The 17,461-nt window shown below is 66.3% G+C and carries 14 protein-coding genes; 6 read left to right on the forward strand and 8 right to left on the reverse strand.

All coding sequences use genetic code 11. From position 1 onward, the window contains the following. Positions 1–19: 19 nt before the first annotated feature. Positions 20–721, reverse strand: a complete 702-nt coding sequence (locus H7A86_RS00085; RefSeq protein WP_119130572.1) for a 2OG-Fe(II) oxygenase — start codon at positions 719–721, stop codon at positions 20–22. Positions 722–1,027: 306 nt separating this feature from the next. Then, positions 1,028–2,368, reverse strand: coding sequence for an outer membrane protein transport protein (locus tag H7A86_RS00090; protein ID WP_104586250.1), 1,341 nt, complete (start codon positions 2,366–2,368; stop codon positions 1,028–1,030). Between the two features lie 217 nt (positions 2,369–2,585). Between H7A86_RS00090 and H7A86_RS00095 the strand changes: the two genes are divergently transcribed. From H7A86_RS00095 to H7A86_RS00105, 3 genes are all read left to right on the forward strand, one after another. Beyond that, the gene (locus H7A86_RS00095; protein WP_003482177.1) at positions 2,586–3,278 is read left to right on the forward strand and encodes a rhomboid family intramembrane serine protease; all 693 of its coding nucleotides are present in this window, start codon (positions 2,586–2,588) and stop codon (positions 3,276–3,278) included. A 79-nt stretch (positions 3,279–3,357) separates the two neighbouring features. Beyond that, positions 3,358–3,678 carry a DUF1820 family protein gene (locus H7A86_RS00100; RefSeq protein ID WP_016901574.1) on the forward strand — a complete coding sequence of 107 codons (321 nt, stop codon included), beginning with the start codon at positions 3,358–3,360 and terminating at the stop codon, positions 3,676–3,678. Continuing rightward, positions 3,678–4,664 (forward strand): D-2-hydroxyacid dehydrogenase family protein, encoded by a 987-nt coding sequence (locus H7A86_RS00105; RefSeq protein WP_119130016.1) that lies wholly within the window; start codon positions 3,678–3,680, stop codon positions 4,662–4,664. The genes H7A86_RS00100 and H7A86_RS00105 overlap by 1 nt, the downstream gene beginning before the upstream one ends. 236 nt (positions 4,665–4,900) lie before the next feature. Here the strand turns inward: H7A86_RS00105 and H7A86_RS00110 are convergent, their stop codons facing one another. Continuing rightward, positions 4,901–6,430, reverse strand: a complete 1,530-nt coding sequence (locus tag H7A86_RS00110) for a S41 family peptidase (protein ID WP_119130017.1) — start codon at positions 6,428–6,430, stop codon at positions 4,901–4,903. Between the two features lie 141 nt (positions 6,431–6,571). Then, on the reverse strand, positions 6,572–7,870 hold the full coding sequence (locus H7A86_RS00115; RefSeq protein WP_180707973.1) for a murein hydrolase activator EnvC family protein: 1,299 nt from the start codon (positions 7,868–7,870) through the stop codon (positions 6,572–6,574). 97 nt (positions 7,871–7,967) lie between these two features. Between H7A86_RS00115 and H7A86_RS00120 the strand changes: the two genes are divergently transcribed. Both H7A86_RS00120 and H7A86_RS00125 read left to right on the forward strand, forming a co-directional pair. Further along, positions 7,968–8,624: a DUF4097 family beta strand repeat-containing protein gene (locus tag H7A86_RS00120; RefSeq protein WP_104586254.1), complete on the forward strand. Its 657-nt coding sequence runs from the start codon at positions 7,968–7,970 to the stop codon at positions 8,622–8,624. Between the two features lie 60 nt (positions 8,625–8,684). Continuing rightward, complete coding sequence (locus H7A86_RS00125; protein ID WP_119130018.1) at positions 8,685–10,472, forward strand: M28 family metallopeptidase; 1,788 nt, start codon at positions 8,685–8,687, stop codon at positions 10,470–10,472. Positions 10,473–10,799: 327 nt separating this feature from the next. On the opposite strand, the gene H7A86_RS00130 is transcribed toward H7A86_RS00125, so the two are convergent. From H7A86_RS00130 to H7A86_RS00145, 4 genes are all read right to left on the reverse strand, one after another. Next, positions 10,800–11,246: a PepSY domain-containing protein gene (locus tag H7A86_RS00130; protein WP_180707974.1), complete on the reverse strand. Its 447-nt coding sequence runs from the start codon at positions 11,244–11,246 to the stop codon at positions 10,800–10,802. Between the two features lie 291 nt (positions 11,247–11,537). Further along, on the reverse strand, positions 11,538–12,599 hold the full coding sequence (locus tag H7A86_RS00135; RefSeq protein ID WP_119130020.1) for a glycoside hydrolase family 5 protein: 1,062 nt from the start codon (positions 12,597–12,599) through the stop codon (positions 11,538–11,540). Positions 12,600–13,110: 511 nt separating this feature from the next. Continuing rightward, positions 13,111–14,100, reverse strand: coding sequence for a glycoside hydrolase family 5 protein (locus tag H7A86_RS00140; protein ID WP_180708108.1), 990 nt, complete (start codon positions 14,098–14,100; stop codon positions 13,111–13,113). 784 nt (positions 14,101–14,884) lie between these two features. Further along, positions 14,885–15,958 carry a glycoside hydrolase family 5 protein gene (locus H7A86_RS00145; protein ID WP_119130022.1) on the reverse strand — a complete coding sequence of 358 codons (1,074 nt, stop codon included), beginning with the start codon at positions 15,956–15,958 and terminating at the stop codon, positions 14,885–14,887. A gap of 308 nt (positions 15,959–16,266) precedes the next feature. Here H7A86_RS00145 and H7A86_RS00150 point away from each other — a divergent pair, with 308 nt between their 5' ends. Beyond that, positions 16,267–17,325 (forward strand): NAD(P)-dependent alcohol dehydrogenase, encoded by a 1,059-nt coding sequence (locus H7A86_RS00150; protein ID WP_104586240.1) that lies wholly within the window; start codon positions 16,267–16,269, stop codon positions 17,323–17,325. Positions 17,326–17,461: the final 136 nt, after the last annotated feature.

The following is a 17,461-nucleotide window of genomic DNA, read 5'->3' on the forward strand; positions in this document are numbered from 1 at the left end:
ATTCCCTACTCCCGATTCCCTATTCCCCGCCGTACAAGGCGCTTGCCGACTGGAACAGGATCCAGCTGGTGGCAATGAACTTGTCGCCGCCGACCGGGCGGTTGCCGCGGTGGGTGTGGGTGAAGGCGGTGGGGGCGATCAGCAGGCTGCCGGTGCGCGGGCGGGCCTTGCGCTGCTGGAACAGGAATTCGGTTTCGCCCTGTTCGAACTCCTCGTTGAGGTACAGCGTCCACAGCAGATGGCGGTGCAGCGTGTCGGCGCTGGCATCGCGTGGATACAGTTCGCAATGCCAGTACGGATAGCCGCCCTGGTCGGCGGTGTACCACTGCAGGTTGATCGCGCCCGGGCGCAGGCAGGTGCGGGCCAGGTCGCCCAACGCCTGGTCGCTCATCTGCACGATGTCCTCGGCCACCAGCCGGTGCGGGCTGCCGTCGGCGGTGGTGACCTGTAGCATCAGCGGTGAAATCAGGGCTTGTGGATACTGCCGCAGGTAGGTCAGCACGCCTTCGAACACGGCCTGTTGCAGGCGGTTTTCCACCGCAGCCCATTCGGCCACGCCGCTGATGCGCAGGTCGCGGCTGTGCTTGAGTTCGGGAAACACGCCGCTGCCCACGCGCCCCGGTTGCAGCTGCTGGCTGGCGCGCATGCGCTGCACGATGGCGGCGCAATCCCCGCGCGAGACGGCGTCGTCGGTGATCTGGATGAAGTCGGGTTGGTCCATGCGCACGACCATAGCAATCCACGCTGCCGCCTGCACGGCGCGCCCGGCGGCGTAGACGGCCTCGGTCAACGCATTGCCATGAGGCATCGCCACTGCATGGCTCGGCGTTGCGTCGCCCAGAACGACGGTGCCTCGGCCCGCCTATGCACGCCATGCCAGCCAGTACGCCGCTGCCATGGCGCTGGGGGAACGTGCGCAGCCGCACTCAGCCGCCGGCCTGCAACGCAGGTGGCGGCGTGCGCAAGGCAGTAACGAAAAAACCCCGCCGAAGCGGGGTTTTTCGTTACACGCGTGGTGCTACGACGATCAGAACTTGTAGTTGACCGAAGCGGCCAGCACGTCGCCCTTCACCTTGTAGCTGCCCGCCAGACGGTCGCCGGTGGCGCTGACGGTGTCGCTGGTCGGGTCGCTGGTGAACAGATGGGTGTAACCGAAGTTGTATTCGGCCTGCTGCGACGGACGCCAGCTCAGACCCAGCGAGACCCACTTGCGGCTCGCATCCGGCACGCGCACGTCGCGGTGCTCGGCGGTGGTCGGGGTCTGGTCGTAGGCCAGGCCGCCACGCAGGGTCAGCGTCTCGCTCATGCGGTAGTCGGCACCGATCGAGGCGAAGGTGGTGTCGCGGTAGGAGAAGTCCAGCACGGTGTTGGGCTGGTTGGAGGCGAAGTCCAGCGTGACCTGGTCGAACTTGCTCCAGGCGGTGCGCGTGACGTCGGCCATGATCGACCACTGCTCGTTCACGTTGTGGGTGAAGCTGGCCGTGGCACTGGCCGGCAACTTCACGGTTGCACGGCCGCTGGTGTCGATGAAGGTGCCTGGTGCTGCATTTGCGAAGACCGCAGCGGCGCCGCCGGGCATGGTGAAATCGACGTCCGCACCGGTGATCTTGTGCTCCACTTCCGAGCGGTAACTGAAACCGATGTGGGTGTTCTCATCGATACTGAACAGGCCGCCGAGGGTGAAGCCCACTTCGGTGCTGTGGCCCTTCATCTTCAGCGCGCCATCGGCATTGCCCGGTGCGAAACCCGGCACCCGCGAACGCGCCAGGATCGAACCGGCGTCCACGGCGTTGCGCAGTTCGATATCCAGGCGCTCGGCGAACACCGACGCACCGAAGGACACGTACGGGTTCACGTCGTAGGAGAACGCGACGTTGAAATCGATCGCCTGCAGCTCGGTCTTGGTGCCGTGGTAACGGCCGACCCAGTTGCTGTCGTATTCGGTCTTGAAGCCGAACGGCACGGTCAGCGAGGTGCCCAGGTGCATGTTGTCGTTCTCGCCGAACGGCACATGGAAGTACATCGCCGGGACCGGCGCGATCATGCCGGCATCGCCGCCATTGCCGCCGGAGACCGGGGCGCCATTGGCGTAGGTGGCGGTGTCGGGCTGGAACTTGGCCGAGAAGCTGATGGCGCTGACGTCGGCCTGGAACAGGCGACCGTCCAGCTGGCGCATGCCGGCCGGGTTGTTGGCGATGATCGAGGCATCGTCCGGGGCGCTGCCGGAACCTGCGAAGGCGCGGCCAAGACCCTTGGCGCTGTTTTCCTTCAGCTGGAAGGCGGCGCCGTGGGCCTGGCCAACGGCCAGTACGCCGGCGATACCGACGGCCAACAGGGTGGCGCGGCTGAGAGTGGAAGCGGTAGACATAAGATGGTGCTCTCCGGATAAAGACTGCAGTGGTCGGTACAGCGCCCGCGCCCAGCGCCAAGTGGCTGCTGGAGCGCGCCGGAGACCCCCCCCCGACATACGACGCCGTACGCAGTATACCCACGACAATTAACCGAACAATAACGAAGCCCGTATTGATCGGCCGGACAGGTTAGGGGTGGGTTCAGGAGCGTGAACCCGCTAGAGTGCCACTCCGATGTTCGTCTCCCTCCCCTCCCGCAAGAAACCCACCCCGCGCTGGGCGGTGCCGTTGCTGTTCGCCACCGTCTGGCTGGCCTATCTGTGGTCGATCAGCCGGCCCGGTGAGGCGCGCAATACGCTGTGGCTGGACTGGGGCGCGCTGTCCAGTGGCGTGTCCAACCTGGGCGACTGGTGGGCGACGCTGCGCGACGGCAGCGTGCTGCGGCTGTTCACCGCGCTGTTCCTGCATGCCGACTGGTCGCACCTGCTCGGCAACCTGGTGTTTCTGCTGATCTTCGGGCTGCCGGCCGAGCGCATTCTCGGGCCATGGCGCCTGTTGTTGCTGTTCCTGGTCGGCGGCGCGGCCTCCAACCTGGCGGCGATCTTCGCGATCGGCACGCCGGACCGGGTGATCATCGGTGCCTCCGGCGCGGTGTCGGCATTGATCGGCACCTATCTGGCGCTGTTTCCCGGCGCCAAGCTGGGCGTGGTGCTGCCGCTGGGGGTGTTTCTGGAATTCATCCGCGTGCCGGCGCCGTTGCTGATCGGCGCCTGGGCGCTGCTGCAGGTGGTGTTCGCCTACATCGGCCCGGCCTTCGGCATGGTGGCGTGGTCGGCGCATATCGCCGGGTTCGTGTTCGGCATCGTCTACGGGCTGTACGTGCGCGCGGCGATCGCGCGGCGGCTGCGCAAGCGCCACGGCTTCTAGCGCGGCGCCAACGGGGCAAGGCCCCCCGGGCGCAGTGATGCGCGGCCGCGCGCTGCGTAGTGGCGCCTATAATCGCCGCATGTCCAAGCCTCTGTACAAAGTCACCTTCCTCAATCACGGCAAGGTCTACGAGCTCTACGCCCGCCAGGTCACCGGCAGCCATCTGTGGGGATTCAACCAGATCGGCGAGCTGGTGTTCGACGTGCACGACGGACTGGTGGTCGATCCCACCGAAGAGCGCCTGCGCGAAGAGTTCGGCAACACCAAGACGCTGCACCTGCCGATGCAGAGCATCGTGCGCATCGAGGAAGTCGAGAAGAAGGGCCAGTCGGTGATCCGCGACGCCACCACCGGCGACAAGGTGGTCACGCCGTTCCCGTTGCCGACCAAGCCGCGCTGATGCGCATCCTGGTGCCCGACGATTACCAGGGCGCCGTGCGTCACCTGCCCTGCCTGCAGCGCCTGCACGGCCACGATGTGCAGGTGCTGGGCGCACTGGCCACCGATCCCAACGAATGGGCCGAGCGGCTGGTCGAAGCCGATGCGCTGGTGCTGATCCGCGAGCGCACCCGCGTGGACGCCACGCTGTTGCGGCGGCTGCCGCGCCTGAAGTTGATCAGCCAGACCGGCCGCATCGGCGCGCACGTGGACGTGGCCGCGTGCACCGAGTTCGGGGTGGCGGTGGCCGAAGGCGTCGGCTCGCCGGTGGCGCCGGCCGAACTGACCTGGGCCCTGATCCTGTCGGCCAGCCGGCGCCTGAGCGAGTACCAGCGCGCGCTGCACCAGGGCCGCTGGCAGGCGCTGGGCGATCCCGGCCTGGGACGCGGAGTGCACGGGCGCACCCTGGGCATCTGGAGTTATGGGCGGATCGGCCAGCGCGTGGCCGGCTTCGGGCGTGCGTTCGGCATGCAGGTGCTGGTCTGGGGCGGCGACGCCTCGTGCGCACAGGCCGCGCGCGACGGCTTCGCCATCGCCGGCAGCCGCGAGGAACTGTTCGAACGCAGCGATGTGCTGTCGCTGCATCGGCGCCTGACCGCGCAAACCCGCCACCAGGTCGGTGCGCAGGATCTGGCGCGGATGCGCCCGGATGCGTTGCTGGTCAACACCAGCCGCGCCGAGCTGATCGCGCCCGGCGCCTTGCTGGCCGCGCTGGATGCGGGCCGGCCGGCACAGGCGGCGGTGGATGTGTTCGAGCGCGAACCGGTGCTGGATGCACGTGATCCGTTGCTGCAACACCCGCGCGTGCTGGCGACGCCGCATCTGGGCTATGTGGAAAGCGACAGCTATGCGCTGTACTTCGAGGCGGCGTTCGACAACGTGCTGGCCTTTGCCGCCGGTGCGCCGCGCAATCTGGTCAATCCCGAGGCGCTGGCGGTAGCGCGGTAACGCTGGTTTGACGTGGTGATCGCGTGTTCGGGAAGGCTTGTCGCGACCGGGGTCGCTCCTACAAAAGCATTGGCGCTCGATAGTGCCTCGCTGCGGCAGGGCCCAGGGGCGAGGTCAAACACGCCAGCGCTGGGCGGTTGGGTTATCGAGAGAGCCATGCAGCAAGCGTGCAGGGCCGCGCGTATCGATCGCGCCGGGCGCGCAGCGGGTGATGCACCCGCTGCGCTGTAGCCGGATTACTTGACCGGTTCGGCCGGCTTGGGCTTGTCCGCAGGCGCAGCCGGTTGGGTCGGTTCGGCCGGCTTGGCCGGCTTGGCCTTTTCCGCCGGTTCGCTCGGCTTGTCGGCAGGCTTGGGCTTGTCGGCCGCTGCCGGGCGCGCGGCAGGCGGCTTGGGGTCGGCCGCAGGCTTGGCAGCCTTGGCCTTCTGCGCTGCCTGCGCCTTGGCCTTGAGCGCGGCTTGCGCCTTGGCGGCCGAGCCGGGCTGCTTGAGCTCGGCCAGCGCGGCGGCGATCGGGCCATCGCCCGGCAAGACGTCGCCGGCGCTGTAGCCCTCCTCGCCTTCGGCATCGCCACGCAGATGGCCCGGCAGCGTGGCTTCGCTGAAGTCGGTCAGGCTGGCCGGCACATCGGCGTCGCCCGGTTGCGGTTCCGGGGTGAGCAGCACTTCCGGCACGATGCCGCTGGCCTGGATCGACTTGCCGCTGGGCGTGTAATAGCGCGCGGTGGTCAGCTTGACCGAGTCGCCGTTGTCCAGCGGCAGCACGGTCTGCACCGAGCCCTTGCCGAAGGTGCGGCTGCCGATGATGCGCGCGCGCTGGTTGTCGCGCAGCGCTCCGGCCAGCACTTCCGACGCGCTGGCCGAGCCGGCGTCCACCAGCACCACCACCGGTGCGCCGCCGAGCAAATCGCCTGGGGTGGCATCGAACTTGGCATCGCTGATGGAGATGCGCCCGCGCGTGCTGACGATGTTGCCCTTGTCGAGCAGATCGTCGGCCACCTGCACCGCCGAGGTCAGCAGGCCGCCGGGGTTGCTGCGCAGGTCCAGCACCAGGCCGCGCAACTTGCCGCCGGCCTGCAGCTGCTTGAGGTTCTTCTGGAAATCGGCACCGGTGTCGGCCTGGAAGGTGCTGATGCGGATGTAGCCATAGCCCGGTTCCAGCAGCTTGCTGCGCACGCTGGCCACGCGGATGGTCTCGCGCTGCAGGGTGACGTCGAACGGCTTGGGCGCCTTGTCGCGCACGATGGTCAGCACGACCTTGCTGCCGGATTCGCCACGCAGCGGTTCCATCGCCTTGCTGGCGTCGATCGGCTTGCCGTCGATGGCCACGATGACGTCGCCGGCGCGGATGCCGGCACGCGCGGCCGGGGTGTCGTCGATCGGCGCAATCACCTTGAGCGTGTTGTCCTGCTGCTGCAGCAATTCCACGCCGATGCCGTCGTAGGCGCCGGTGGCCTGCTCGTCGAAGGCTTCGGCATCTTCCTTGTCGAAATAGGTGCTGTGCGGGTCCAGGTCCGAGAGCAGGCCGCGCACCGCCGCGTGCATCAGCTTCTTGTCTTCGACCGGGTCGACGTAGGCCTGCTTGACCGCGTTGTACACCGCCACGAAGCGGCGGATCTCGTCCAGCGGCACCTTGGACACGGCGGCTTCGTTGGCTTCCGGATCGTCCGCAGTGGCCTGGGCGGCGGCGGGACTGGCTTTCTGCGCCCAACCGGGTGAGGCGAACAACGCCAGCGACAGGGCAACGGACAGGACGGCTACGCGCATGAAGCACTCCGACAAAGAGATAAGACGCCCCGCAACGGAGCGGCCTGGATTATGCGCGAAGCGGCGGTAAATCCGCGTTGACTCGGCAGGGCCGGGTCGGGCCACGGTCATGCACCGGCGCGCGCGTGGCCTGGGTGGGGCTCAGCGGCGCTGCAACCAGCTCGACGGATCCACCGGCTGCCCGTTGCGCCGCAGTTCGAAGTACAGCGCGGGCACGCCCTGCCCGCCCGAGCTGCCGACCTTGGCCACCGCCTCGCCGCGCTTGATCGACGCGCCGGCGTCGCGCAACAGCGTGTCGTTGTGCGCGTACAGGCTCATGTAGCCGTTGCCGTGGTCCACGATCAGGATCATGCCGTAGCCGGTCATCCAGTCGGAGAACACCACCGTGCCATCGGCCACCGCGGTGACGGTGCTGCCCTTGGGCGCGCCGATCAGCACACCCTTGCTGGTATGGCCGTCCGGCAAGGGGGCATTGAAGCGCGCCAGCAGGTTGCCCGACACCGGCCAGCTCAGGCCGCCGACCTTGGGTGCCGGCGCGCTGGCGATGACCTTGGGCGGGGTCTTGCCGGGACGCTCGGGGCGCTCCGTATTGCCGCGCTTCGCCTGCGCGGCGGCTTCGGCGGCGGCGCGCTTGGCGGCGGCGCGCCGTTCGGCCTCGGCCTTGGCGGCGGCCGCGCGCAGATTGGCGAGCAGCTGCTCCAGCGACCTGGCGTCCTGGCCCAGGGCTTTTTCGCGTTCGGCGCGTTGTTTGTAGCGGTCGTCCAGCTGCGCGACGGTCGCTGCCTGTTGCGAGCGATCCTTCTGCAGCAACGCGGCCTGCGCCTTTTGCTGCGCACGCGCCGCATCCAGCGCCTGGCGCCGGCTGGCGATGTCCTGTTCCACCTTGGCCAGCGCATCCAGCTGCGTGGTCAACGCCTGGATGCGCTGCGCACGTGCGTTCTGTACATAGCGGTGATCGGCCAGCATGCGCGTGGCATCGCCGACGGTGTCCTGCGACAACAGCACCTTCAACGGCGCGTTGCGGCCGACCTGGTCGGCGGCGCGCAACAACGCGGCCAGCTGCACGCGCTGGTTCTGCAGGCCGCGCTGCAACTGCGCACGGTCCTGCTGCAGCTTGCCCAGATGCTGTTCCTGCTCGCGCATCGCCGATTCGGTCTCGCTCAATGCACGCGAGGTCCTGGCCACCTTCTCATCGGCCTGGCGCAACTGCTGGGCGGCATTGCCGCGCTTGCCTTCCAGCGCGCGGCGGTCAGCGCTGATGGTCTTGAGTTCCTCGCGCAGCTGCTGCAATTTGCGCTCGGCCTCGCGCTGGCTCTGCGCGCCCGCCCCGGTGCTGCCCAGCAGCGCACAGGCCAGCACGGTCACCGCCAGCCACGCGCGTGGGCGGCCGGTGGCGGGGGCAAGCGGCAGGCGCGATCGCGGTGCGGGCGACAGGGGCAACGAAAGGTCCAATGACTTCAGGCAGGTGCGCGATTGTAGCCAAGCATGGTGTGATCGCCGCCACGCCCAAGACAGCCGCCGCCGCGCAAGGTTCAGCATGAAAGCCCAGCATCTCGTTCTGGCGTTGTCCCTGGTCTGCGCAAGTGCCTGGGCCGACGAGGACATCAGCAAGGTCAACGGCCGCATCAGCGCCGAGGCCGGCAAGGTCTATGGCGGGCTGGATACGGTCAACGGTTCCATCGAGATCGGCGCCGGCGCGCAGACCCGTAGCGTGGAAACGGTCAACGGCAGCATCCAGATCGGCGACAACGCCCGTACCGGCGATGTCTCTACGGTCAATGGCGCGATCACGCTGGGCCAGAAGGTGGTGGTGTCCGGCGGGCTGGAGACAGTCAACGGCAGCGTGCTGGTGGAACGCGGCAGCCGGATCAGCGGCGGCGTGGAAACGGTCAATGGCAGTATCGGCCTGGTGGAAACCGAGCTCGGCAAGGGCATCGAGACCGTCAACGGTGACATCACCGTCGGGGTGCGCTCGCATGTGCGTGGCGGGATCGAGGTCACCAAGCCGAACTTCAGCTTCTCGTTCAAGCCTGCGCGCAAGCCGCGGGTGGTGATCGGCCCGGATGCGGTGGTCGATGGCCCGCTGGAGTTCGAGCGCGAGGTCAGCCTGTACGTGCACCGCACCGCGAAGATCGGCGCAGTGACCGGCGCCACCGCGCGCAGCTTCGACAGCGACGTGGCACCCAGGGACTGACGCCCCGACCACGGGGCCAGCGCCTAGAATCGGGGGACCTTCGCCGCACGAGGAGTCCCGATGCCCCGCAAGATCCTGTTGTGCCTGGCCGCGACGCTGGCCCTGGCCGGCTGCAAGCGTGAACCCGCCGATGCGCCGAGCGCACCCGCCGCGCAGGTGCCGGCCGACAGCGCGCCCAGCGCCCCGGTCAGTCGCCACGCCTTCTCGCCGGAGCTGACGCCCGGCGACTTTGCCGAGCTGGTCAAGACGCTGGCCTCGGACGACTTCGAAGGGCGCGGCCCCGGGACCCCCGGCGAAGAGAAGACCGTCACCTACATCCGCGACCAGATGCAGCGCATCGGCCTGCAGCCGGGCAACGGCGACAGCTGGTTCCAGGACGTGCCGATGGTGGAAACCACCGCCGATGCGGCCACCGCGCCGACCCTGCGCAGCGGCGAGCAGACCCGTACCCTGGCCTTCGGCAGCGACATCGTGGTCGGTACGCGTACCGGCCAGGCCGAGGTCAAGCTGGACAACAGCGAGCTGGTGTTCGTCGGCTACGGTGTGGATGCGCCCGAACAGCAGTGGAACGATTACGCCGGCCAGGACTGGAAAGGCAAGACGGTGGTGATGTTCGTCAACGACCCGGGCTTCCAGACCGGCGATGCCACGCTGTTCGACGGCAAGCGCATGACCTATTACGGGCGCTGGACCTACAAGTTCGAAGAGGCCGCCCGCAAGGGCGCGGCCGCTGCGCTGATCGTGCACGACACCCCGGGCGCCAGCTACGGCTGGGACGTGGTGAAGAACTCCTGGGCCGGCCCGCAATACGACCTGCCGGCCAAGGACGATCCCGATCCGCGCCTGCCGGTGCAGGGCTGGATCAGCGCCGAGACCGCCAAGCAGCTGTTCGCCAATGCCGGGCTGGACCTGGCGCAGGCCTACAAGGACGCCAGCAAGCGTGGCTTCAAGCCGGTGCCGTTGAAGGCCAGCTGGTCGGTGGACCTGAAGAGCAGCATCGCCGAAAAGACTTCGCGCAACGTGGTCGGCGTGTTGCCGGGCACCAGCCACGCCGACGAGGCGGTGCTGTACATGGCGCACTGGGACCACCTGGGCAAGCATCCGGGCGAAAGTGGCGACAACATCTACAACGGCGCGGTGGACAACGCCACCGGCGTGGCCGGCATTCTCGAAATTGCCGACGCGTTCGCGCATCAGGATCCCAAGCCGGCGCGCTCGGTGGTGTTCGTGGCGGTGACGCTGGAGGAATCGGGCCTGCTCGGTTCCAAGTACTACGTAGCCAACCCGAGCTTTCCACTGGACAAGATCGCGGCGGTGATCAACCTGGACGCGATGTCGGTGGCCGGGCGCGCACGCGATGTCACCGTGGTGGGCATGGGCAGTTCGGAGCTGGAAGACATCCTCAAGCCGATTGCCGCGATGCAGGGCCGCACTCTGCATGCCGAGGCCACGCCGCAAAGCGGCTCGTATTTCCGCTCGGATCACTTCAACTTCGCCAAGGCCGGCGTGCCGGCGCTGTATGCCGATGGCGGCGAAGACCTGCGCGAGGGCGGCACCGCGGCCGGGCGCGCGGCCGCCGAGGACTACGGACGCAATCGCTATCACGCCCCTGGCGACGAATACGATGCGGCCACCTGGAAGCTCGATGGCACCATCGAAGACCTGCAGGCGGTGTATGGCGTGGGCAAGGAGGTGGCCGCCGGGCAGCGCTGGCCCAACTGGTATGCCGGCAACCCGTTCAAGGCGGCGCGCGATCGCATGATGGCCGGCAAGCCCGCTACGGGCGAGGCGCCCGATACCGGAAAAGACGCCGGCGAAGAGGGCAAAAAGGCAGCACCGACGCGTTGACCGGTGCCGGGACGGCACGCGTCATGCAGCCGGTGCATGGCGGGGTGATGCGGTCTGCAAGGACAGCAGCAGTGCGTCCGCGCATCGATCAGACGCGCATCGATCAAAAACGCAAAGGGCCTCCTGGTGGAGGCCCTTTGCGTCGGGTGCGTCCTGGTCGTGACGGTTGCGGACCAGATCGCGCTTGTTGCCGATGCAGCACGGTCGCGATAGTGCTGCGATGAATAATGCATCGATGCACTACGCGATGCCTTTAGCCGTGCTGCCGGCCACGCGCTGCCATCAAGCCAGCGGCATCATCTACGCCACCGGCTTCGGGCGTCCCGGTCAGTCGTTGTCCACGCTGACCACGTGCCCGTCTTCCGGATCGACATGCAGCTCGACCTTCTGCCCGCCACGCTCGGCATCGGCGCTCCACAAGCCGTCTTCGAACTTGAGGTCGTGCACGTTGGAATAGCCGCCGGTCGACAGCGCGGCGCGGATATCGGCCTCGCTCAGCTTGGAGGTGGTCTGGTCGCCATAGACGCGGCCGGTGACCGGATCGATGCGGACGTCCACGTCCTTGCCGTCGCCGCTACGCGCGTCAGCGGTCCACACGCCATGCTCGAACTTGACGTCGTGCACCTTGGTGTAGCCCTTGCCGGTCAGCATGCTGGTGACCTCGCTGGAGGTCAGTGCCTTGGCCGGCTTGTCGGCGGCCGCTTGCGCAAATGCGCCCTGCGCCGCCATTGCCAGTGCGCCGATCAGCGCGGTCTTCATCAGTCGATATGCCATGTGATGCTCCTGCAGTGAAGTGCGCCCATGCTGGACGCGGCTTTATCGCTGTCAGGTGAAAGCCACTTCAAACGCGTTGCGAAAGTTCAGTGAGCTCAAGCTTTGGTGATGATGCGCCTGCGCTGCATGCGGTGGCACGCGCGGTCGTAAGAGGGCGTTGCGCAGTGGCACGTTGCGCTACCGCAACCGCATCATTCGCACTGTCCGACGACATGTGATCCGTGCGAAGGACGCAAAAAAGCGAGCCGCCTCGCGGCGGCTCGAGATTGACCTACAACCCTCTGCCTCACCTTACGGAATGGCGCGTGTGGCGCGAGCGGCCTGGGGCGAGAGGATGGACATCTGCGGCCTGTCGGTGCCGTCCTTGTTGGGATGCACGCTGTACTCGTAACTGACATTCCACCACGAGCCGGCAGCCCACCACGTCCAGCCCGTCCAGACATCTGCATTGGTGTCGATATAGCGGAGCATGCCGCGCAGCGCTTCATTGCAGACCGGGTTGTTGCCGGTGCCGAATTCGCCCAGGAATCCGCGCTTGTGGTTGGTGCGCAACCACTCGGTGAAGCTGCGCAGGCGCTCGACACCGATGGTGGCACTGACGCAGACATTGGTGGTGCCGCTGGAGTCGGCATCCAGGTACTGATGCACCTCGAACGCGTAGCGATTGAGCGGATCGTAGATCGAGACCAATGCGGTTGCGTTGGAGTAACCATCGTTGGTGGGCGAATACCAGCTGTGCGCACCGGTCCACAATGCGCCCGGCACCAGGATCAGATTGTTCGCACCGGTGGCACGAATCGCATCGATGCCTGCCTGTGCAGTGGCTGCCCAGCCGCTGGCCGATACGCCGTTGGGCTCATTCATCAGCCCGAAGATCACGGCGTTGTCGCTGGGAAATACCAGCGCAAGGCGGCGCCACAGGTCGGCGAACGTGGCGTTCGACACCTGGTCGCCGCCAATCTTGTAGCCGTAGTATTTGCCGTAATTGTGGATGTCCAGCACCAGGTACATGCCCGATGCCTTGGCGCGTGCCACGGCTTGCTTTACCAGAGCCAGTTGGGTCGGATCCAGTTCGCCGCGTGCACTCGGCTGCAGGCGTTCCCACAGCACCGGCAGGCGGATCGTATTCATGCCAACGCCGGCGAAATAGGTGTAATCGCTGGCCGGGGCATACATATAGTCCTTGTTGAGGACACCGGGTTTCTTGGACGATGCAAATTCGGCGCCGGATAAATTGACGCCGGCATATTTCAGTGCGCGGGTTTGTGCGTAAACGGGTGCGAATGTGCCGAACAGGACGCAGAGCAGGGCGCAGCGGAAAATGGTGCGCAGCGTTTGAGAGACAGCAGACATAAAACAACTCCTTAGACGACGGGGATGGTGTGTCGCAGCGGGTTGCGTGCGATCTGCGCGAGGTGCGCCACACCTGTCGTAACCAATGCATCTGCCGTGCCTAATTGCCCACCACATCGCGTGTGAATTAAATGTGTTGGCTGGGTCGCAGTCACTTACCGCAGGGGTCACGTTCTGGAACAGCACGCTGTAACGCGCCGCGTTGAAAAGCGGTCGCGCACGCTTGTCGGCACCGCCATCGCATGCATGGCGCTGTCGAAAAATCGGCGAATGGATGCGCTCGCCGTCAACGCTGCGACGTCGGGTCACTGACGCGGCAGCGCTGTTGCGCGCGCACACATGGCGAGCGCTAGCGCGCGCCGTGTGCTGGCGTTTTATTGCGGAAGGACTGTGCTCACCGCGGCCGGGCACGGTTGCTGCCTGGCATCGGCACGCACTGCGCGTGCATGCCGATGCCGGGTGCCTGCTGCGCCGCGTGCGACGGGTGACCCTCGCTCGCGGCGTGCTTCGACTAGTGGGTGATGCGTTTTGCGCGCGCGCTCAGGATCGACATCTGCGGCTTGTCGCGGCCCTGCGCATCGGGATGCACGTTGAAGGGGTAGGTGCGGTTCCACCACGCGCCGGCGGCCCACCAGGTCCAGCCCAGCCACACGTCGCGGTTGGTCTCCAGATACCCGAGCATGCCGTTGAGTGCGCTGTTGCAGGTGGCGTTGTTGCCGGTGCCGAACTCGCCGAGAAATCCCTGCTTGTGATTGATGCGCAGCCATTGGGTAAAGCTGCGCAGGCGCTCGGCACCGACAGTGCTGCTGACACACCCGGCGCTGGTGCCGCTGGAGTCCGTATCCAGGTATTGATGCACTTCGATGGCATAGCGATTGAGCGGGTCGCGAATGGAGGCCAGCGCCACTGCGTTGGATTGGCCGGCGAAGGTGGAGTACCAGCTGTGCGCGCCACTCCATAGCGCGCCGGGCACCAGGATCAGATTGTTGGCGCCGGTTTTGCGGATGGTGTCGATCGAGGCCTGCGCCGCGTTGGCCCAGGATTGCGGATTGATGTCGTAAGGCTCGTTCATCAGCCCGAAGATCACGCTATTGTCGTTCTTGAAGGCGATTGCCAGGCGTCGCCACAGATCGTTGAAGGTGCTGATCGGCACGCGTGCACTGCCGATCTTGTTGCCGTAATACCTGGCGTAGTTGTGGATATCCAGGATCAGGTAGACCTTGGCGGCCTTGGCGTTGGCCACGGCCTGGCGGATCAGCGCCAGCTGCGCTGCATCCAGCTCGCCGCCGGCCTTGGGTTGCAGGCGTTCCCACAGGATCGGCAGCCGAATGATGTTCATGTGCTTGCCGGCGAAGTAGCGGTAATCGCTGGCGGCCGGATACAGGTAGTCGACGTTGAGCACCCCGGGCTTTTGCGAGGATTTGATTTCGGCACCGGATAGATTGACGCCTGCGTACTTCAGGCGGTTCTGTGCATGTGCCAAGGGCACGCCTGCAAGCAGCACGCTGGCAAGCAGCAGCAATGACAACGCACGGCTGGACAGCCGGCGCGTCGGAGTGGGGGAGGGCAACATGGGTGACTCCTGAAGCATTCGCGGGGGAGATGCATGGCCCGGCGAACCTGCCACGGGCATGAAGACACTGCATCGCGCTTCACCCTAAGCGCATCCGGACATTCAAACTACGAATGCGAGATATCACTTAATTCGAGCTGTGAGCCACTCCGCAGTTATTGCCAAACATGCACACGCTTTGTTGTGGTAAAGCGACGCCACCCAGCCACGCGCATTGCAGGCCGGGTGCACTCTGCGCCGCACGGCTGCGGAAACGCCGCGCATCCGGCCTGCCTGGAGGCGGCTGTTGTGCGATCGCGATGCTGCAGGTGATGACGTCGCGCGTGGCGGCCACGCAGATCGCAGTCGCGATGCGCTGCCCTGCGCAGGGCGATCGCCGGAACGCAAAAGCGCGGCGCGTGCGACCGCGGTGCGACGCGCTGGGATCAGCACGCCGGCACGCGCAAATGTCACCTGGTGCGATCGCGGAACTTGGTATGTGCCATGTGCAGCGCGTGCGTTGTGGGCTGCGCCATGCGTCCGGCAGCGGACCGCCAATGCGCATCCTGCGACACACTGAGTGCGCTGGCGTCTGCGAGCGATGCAGCGCGCTGCAGGCACTTGTCGGCGGATCCCATCGCTTATCCGTGGCAGGACGTGGACGATGGCACGCAAAAAAAAACGGTGGCCGCAGCACAGGCTGCGACCACCGTGAGCGGCCCGCCCGCGTGGGCTACTTGGTCGCGCGGCGTGCGTACTTGCTCAGAATCGACATCTGCGGCTTGTCGCTGCCGTCCTTGCCCGGCTGCACGGTGAAGAAGTACTCCGGCTTCCACCATGCGCCAGCGGCCCACCAGGTCCAGCCCAGCCACACGTCGCTGTTCTTTTCCATGTAGGTCAGCATGCCTTCCAGTGCCTGATCACAAACCGGGTTGTTGGCGGTGCCGAATTCGCCCAGGAAGCCCTTCTGCTTGTTCTCGCGCAGCCAGGCGGTGAAGCCGCGCAGCTTCTCTTCGCCGACCGTGGCGCTGGTGCACACCGGCTTGGTGCCGCTGTAGTCGTTGTCCAGGTACTGGTGTGCTTCGAAGGCCAGGTTGTTGCCCGGGTCCTTGAGGATTTCCAGGGCCTTGGCATTGGAGACGCCGTAGCTGGCGCTGCGCCAGCTGTGTGCGCCGCTGTAGGCGGTGCCCGGCACCAGGATCAGGTTCCTGGCGCCGGTCTTGCGGATGGCGTTGATCGCGCCTTGCGCCGCGGTTGCCCAATCGGTGGCGGAAATGCCGTTGGGCTCATTCATCAGCCCGAAGATCACCGACGAGTCGTCCTTGAATTCGAGCGCCAGCCGGCGCCACAGGTCCGCGACCGCCGCGGTGGGCACCTCGCTGCTGCCGATGCGCTTGCCGTTGTACTTGGCGTAGTTGTGCACATCCAGGATCAGGTACTGCTTGTTGGCCTTGGCCGCCGCCACCGCTTTCTTCAGCAGCGCCAGTTGCGCCGGGTCCAGGTCGCCGCTGAGCTGCGGTTGCAGGCGCTCCCACAAAAACGGCAGGCGAATCGTATTCATGCCCTTGCCGGCGAAGTAGCTGAAATCCGCTGCGGACGGGTAGGTGTAGTCCTTGAACAGGGTGCCGGGTTTCTTGCGTGAGTTGAACTCGGCGCCGGACAGATTGACGCCGACATACTTCAGGCCGCTGGACTGCCTGTCAGGATGGCCAGGCTCCTTGGCGTGCGCCAGCGGCATCGTGGCCAGCAGGGTCAGTGCGAGTGCAGCGCTGCGCAAGGATGGGAACGTGGGGGGAGAACGGAACATGGAAGCCTCCTTCGGCATCGACGTAGGCGGCCGCAGGGGGAGGGCACGGCCAGCAGGGATGGTGCAGGTCAGGACGGTGGTTGGTCAGCGTAGAAGCTCCGGCGTTAGCGCACCATTCACGCCGGCAACGGCGATTTGATCGCGTACAAACACCTGCAGGGCGCACCATGCCGCTGCGGTCGCGTCCGCAACCCGACAGGCAAGACGCACTGTCGCAGGAGTGCGACAGGCGCCTGTCTTAAGCTACAACCCGATTTCTTTTGTCGTCCGCACTGTCGCGGGGGACGTCACATCCCGGAGTCTTTCCCATGAGCCAAGCCCACGCTTACGCCGCACACACTGCCGATCAGCCGCTTGCACCATTCGTGTTCGAACGACGCGCGCCCGGCCCCAACGATGTGCAGATCGATATTGCCTACTGCGGCGTGTGTCACTCGGATCTGCATACCGCACGCAACGAATGGCAGAACACACGCTACCCGTCGGTGCCCGGCCACGAGATCGTCGGCCGCGTCACTGCGGTCGGTGATGCGGTCACCGGCTTCAAGGTCGGCGACCTGGCCGGTGTCGGCTGCATGGTCGACAGCTGCCGCAGCTGCGCGTCCTGCCAGGAAGGCGAAGAGCAGTATTGCGAGCAGGGCTTTACCGGCACCTATAACGGTCCGATGTTCGGGGGTGGCGAGAACACCTACGGCGGCTATTCGGACCACATCGTGGTCGATCAGAAGTACGTGCTGCGCATCTCGCACAGCGACAACCTGGCCGCCGTGGCCCCGTTGCTGTGCGCCGGCATCACCACCTATTCGCCGCTGGCGCACTGGAAGGTCGGCCCCGGTCAGAAGGTGGGCGTGGTCGGTCTGGGCGGCCTGGGCCACATGGCGGTGAAGATCGCCAAGGCGATGGGCGCCACGGTGGTGCTGTTCACCACCTCCGAGAGCAAGCGCGCCGATGCGCTGCGCCTGGGCGCCAGCGAAGTGGTGATCTCCCGCGACGAGGCCCAGATGGCTGCGCAGACCAACACGCTGGACTTCATCCTCAACACCGTGGCCGCGCCGCACAACCTGGACCCGTTCCTCAATGCGCTCAAGCGCGACGGGGCGATGGTGCTGGTGGGCGTGCCCGAGGAATCGCACCCGTCGCCGAGCGTGTTCAACCTGATCATGAAGCGCCGCACGCTGGCCGGTTCATTGATCGGCGGCATTCGCCAGACCCAGGAGATGCTGGATTTCTGCGCCAAGCACAACATCGTCTCGGACATCGAAACCATCCGCGCCGATCAGATCAACGAGGCCTATGAGCGCATGCTCAAGAGCGACGTGAAGTACCGCTTCGTGATCGACATGGCCACGCTGGACAAGGCGGCCTGATGGCCCGCCCTGCCGCCTTGTCACAGGGCGGCAGGGCGTTCGCCGGCGCTGCGCTCGGCCCAGGTGATGCGCGCGCGCATCACCTGGGGTTTTGCACGGCAGGTGGTGCGTGACCGCACGACATCGGTCGTAATCA

It is taken from the genome of Xanthomonas euroxanthea (assembly GCF_903989455.1).
Lineage (GTDB): Bacteria > Pseudomonadota > Gammaproteobacteria > Xanthomonadales > Xanthomonadaceae > Xanthomonas > Xanthomonas euroxanthea.

Coding starts and splice junctions, on each gene's coding strand:
- H7A86_RS00085 (WP_119130572.1), bottom strand. CDS start 721: ATGGACCAACCCGACTTCATCCAGATCACCGACGACGCCGTCTCGCGC.
- H7A86_RS00130 (WP_180707974.1), bottom strand. CDS start 11,246: ATGGCATATCGACTGATGAAGACCGCGCTGATCGGCGCACTGGCAATG.
- H7A86_RS00120 (WP_104586254.1), top strand. CDS start 7,968: ATGAAAGCCCAGCATCTCGTTCTGGCGTTGTCCCTGGTCTGCGCAAGT.
- H7A86_RS00090 (WP_104586250.1), bottom strand. CDS start 2,368: ATGTCTACCGCTTCCACTCTCAGCCGCGCCACCCTGTTGGCCGTCGGT.
- H7A86_RS00095 (WP_003482177.1), top strand. CDS start 2,586: ATGTTCGTCTCCCTCCCCTCCCGCAAGAAACCCACCCCGCGCTGGGCG.
- H7A86_RS00135 (WP_119130020.1), bottom strand. CDS start 12,599: ATGTCTGCTGTCTCTCAAACGCTGCGCACCATTTTCCGCTGCGCCCTG.
- H7A86_RS00125 (WP_119130018.1), top strand. CDS start 8,685: ATGCCCCGCAAGATCCTGTTGTGCCTGGCCGCGACGCTGGCCCTGGCC.
- H7A86_RS00105 (WP_119130016.1), top strand. CDS start 3,678: ATGCGCATCCTGGTGCCCGACGATTACCAGGGCGCCGTGCGTCACCTG.
- H7A86_RS00100 (WP_016901574.1), top strand. CDS start 3,358: ATGTCCAAGCCTCTGTACAAAGTCACCTTCCTCAATCACGGCAAGGTC.
- H7A86_RS00110 (WP_119130017.1), bottom strand. CDS start 6,430: ATGCGCGTAGCCGTCCTGTCCGTTGCCCTGTCGCTGGCGTTGTTCGCC.
- H7A86_RS00150 (WP_104586240.1), top strand. CDS start 16,267: ATGAGCCAAGCCCACGCTTACGCCGCACACACTGCCGATCAGCCGCTT.
- H7A86_RS00145 (WP_119130022.1), bottom strand. CDS start 15,958: ATGTTCCGTTCTCCCCCCACGTTCCCATCCTTGCGCAGCGCTGCACTC.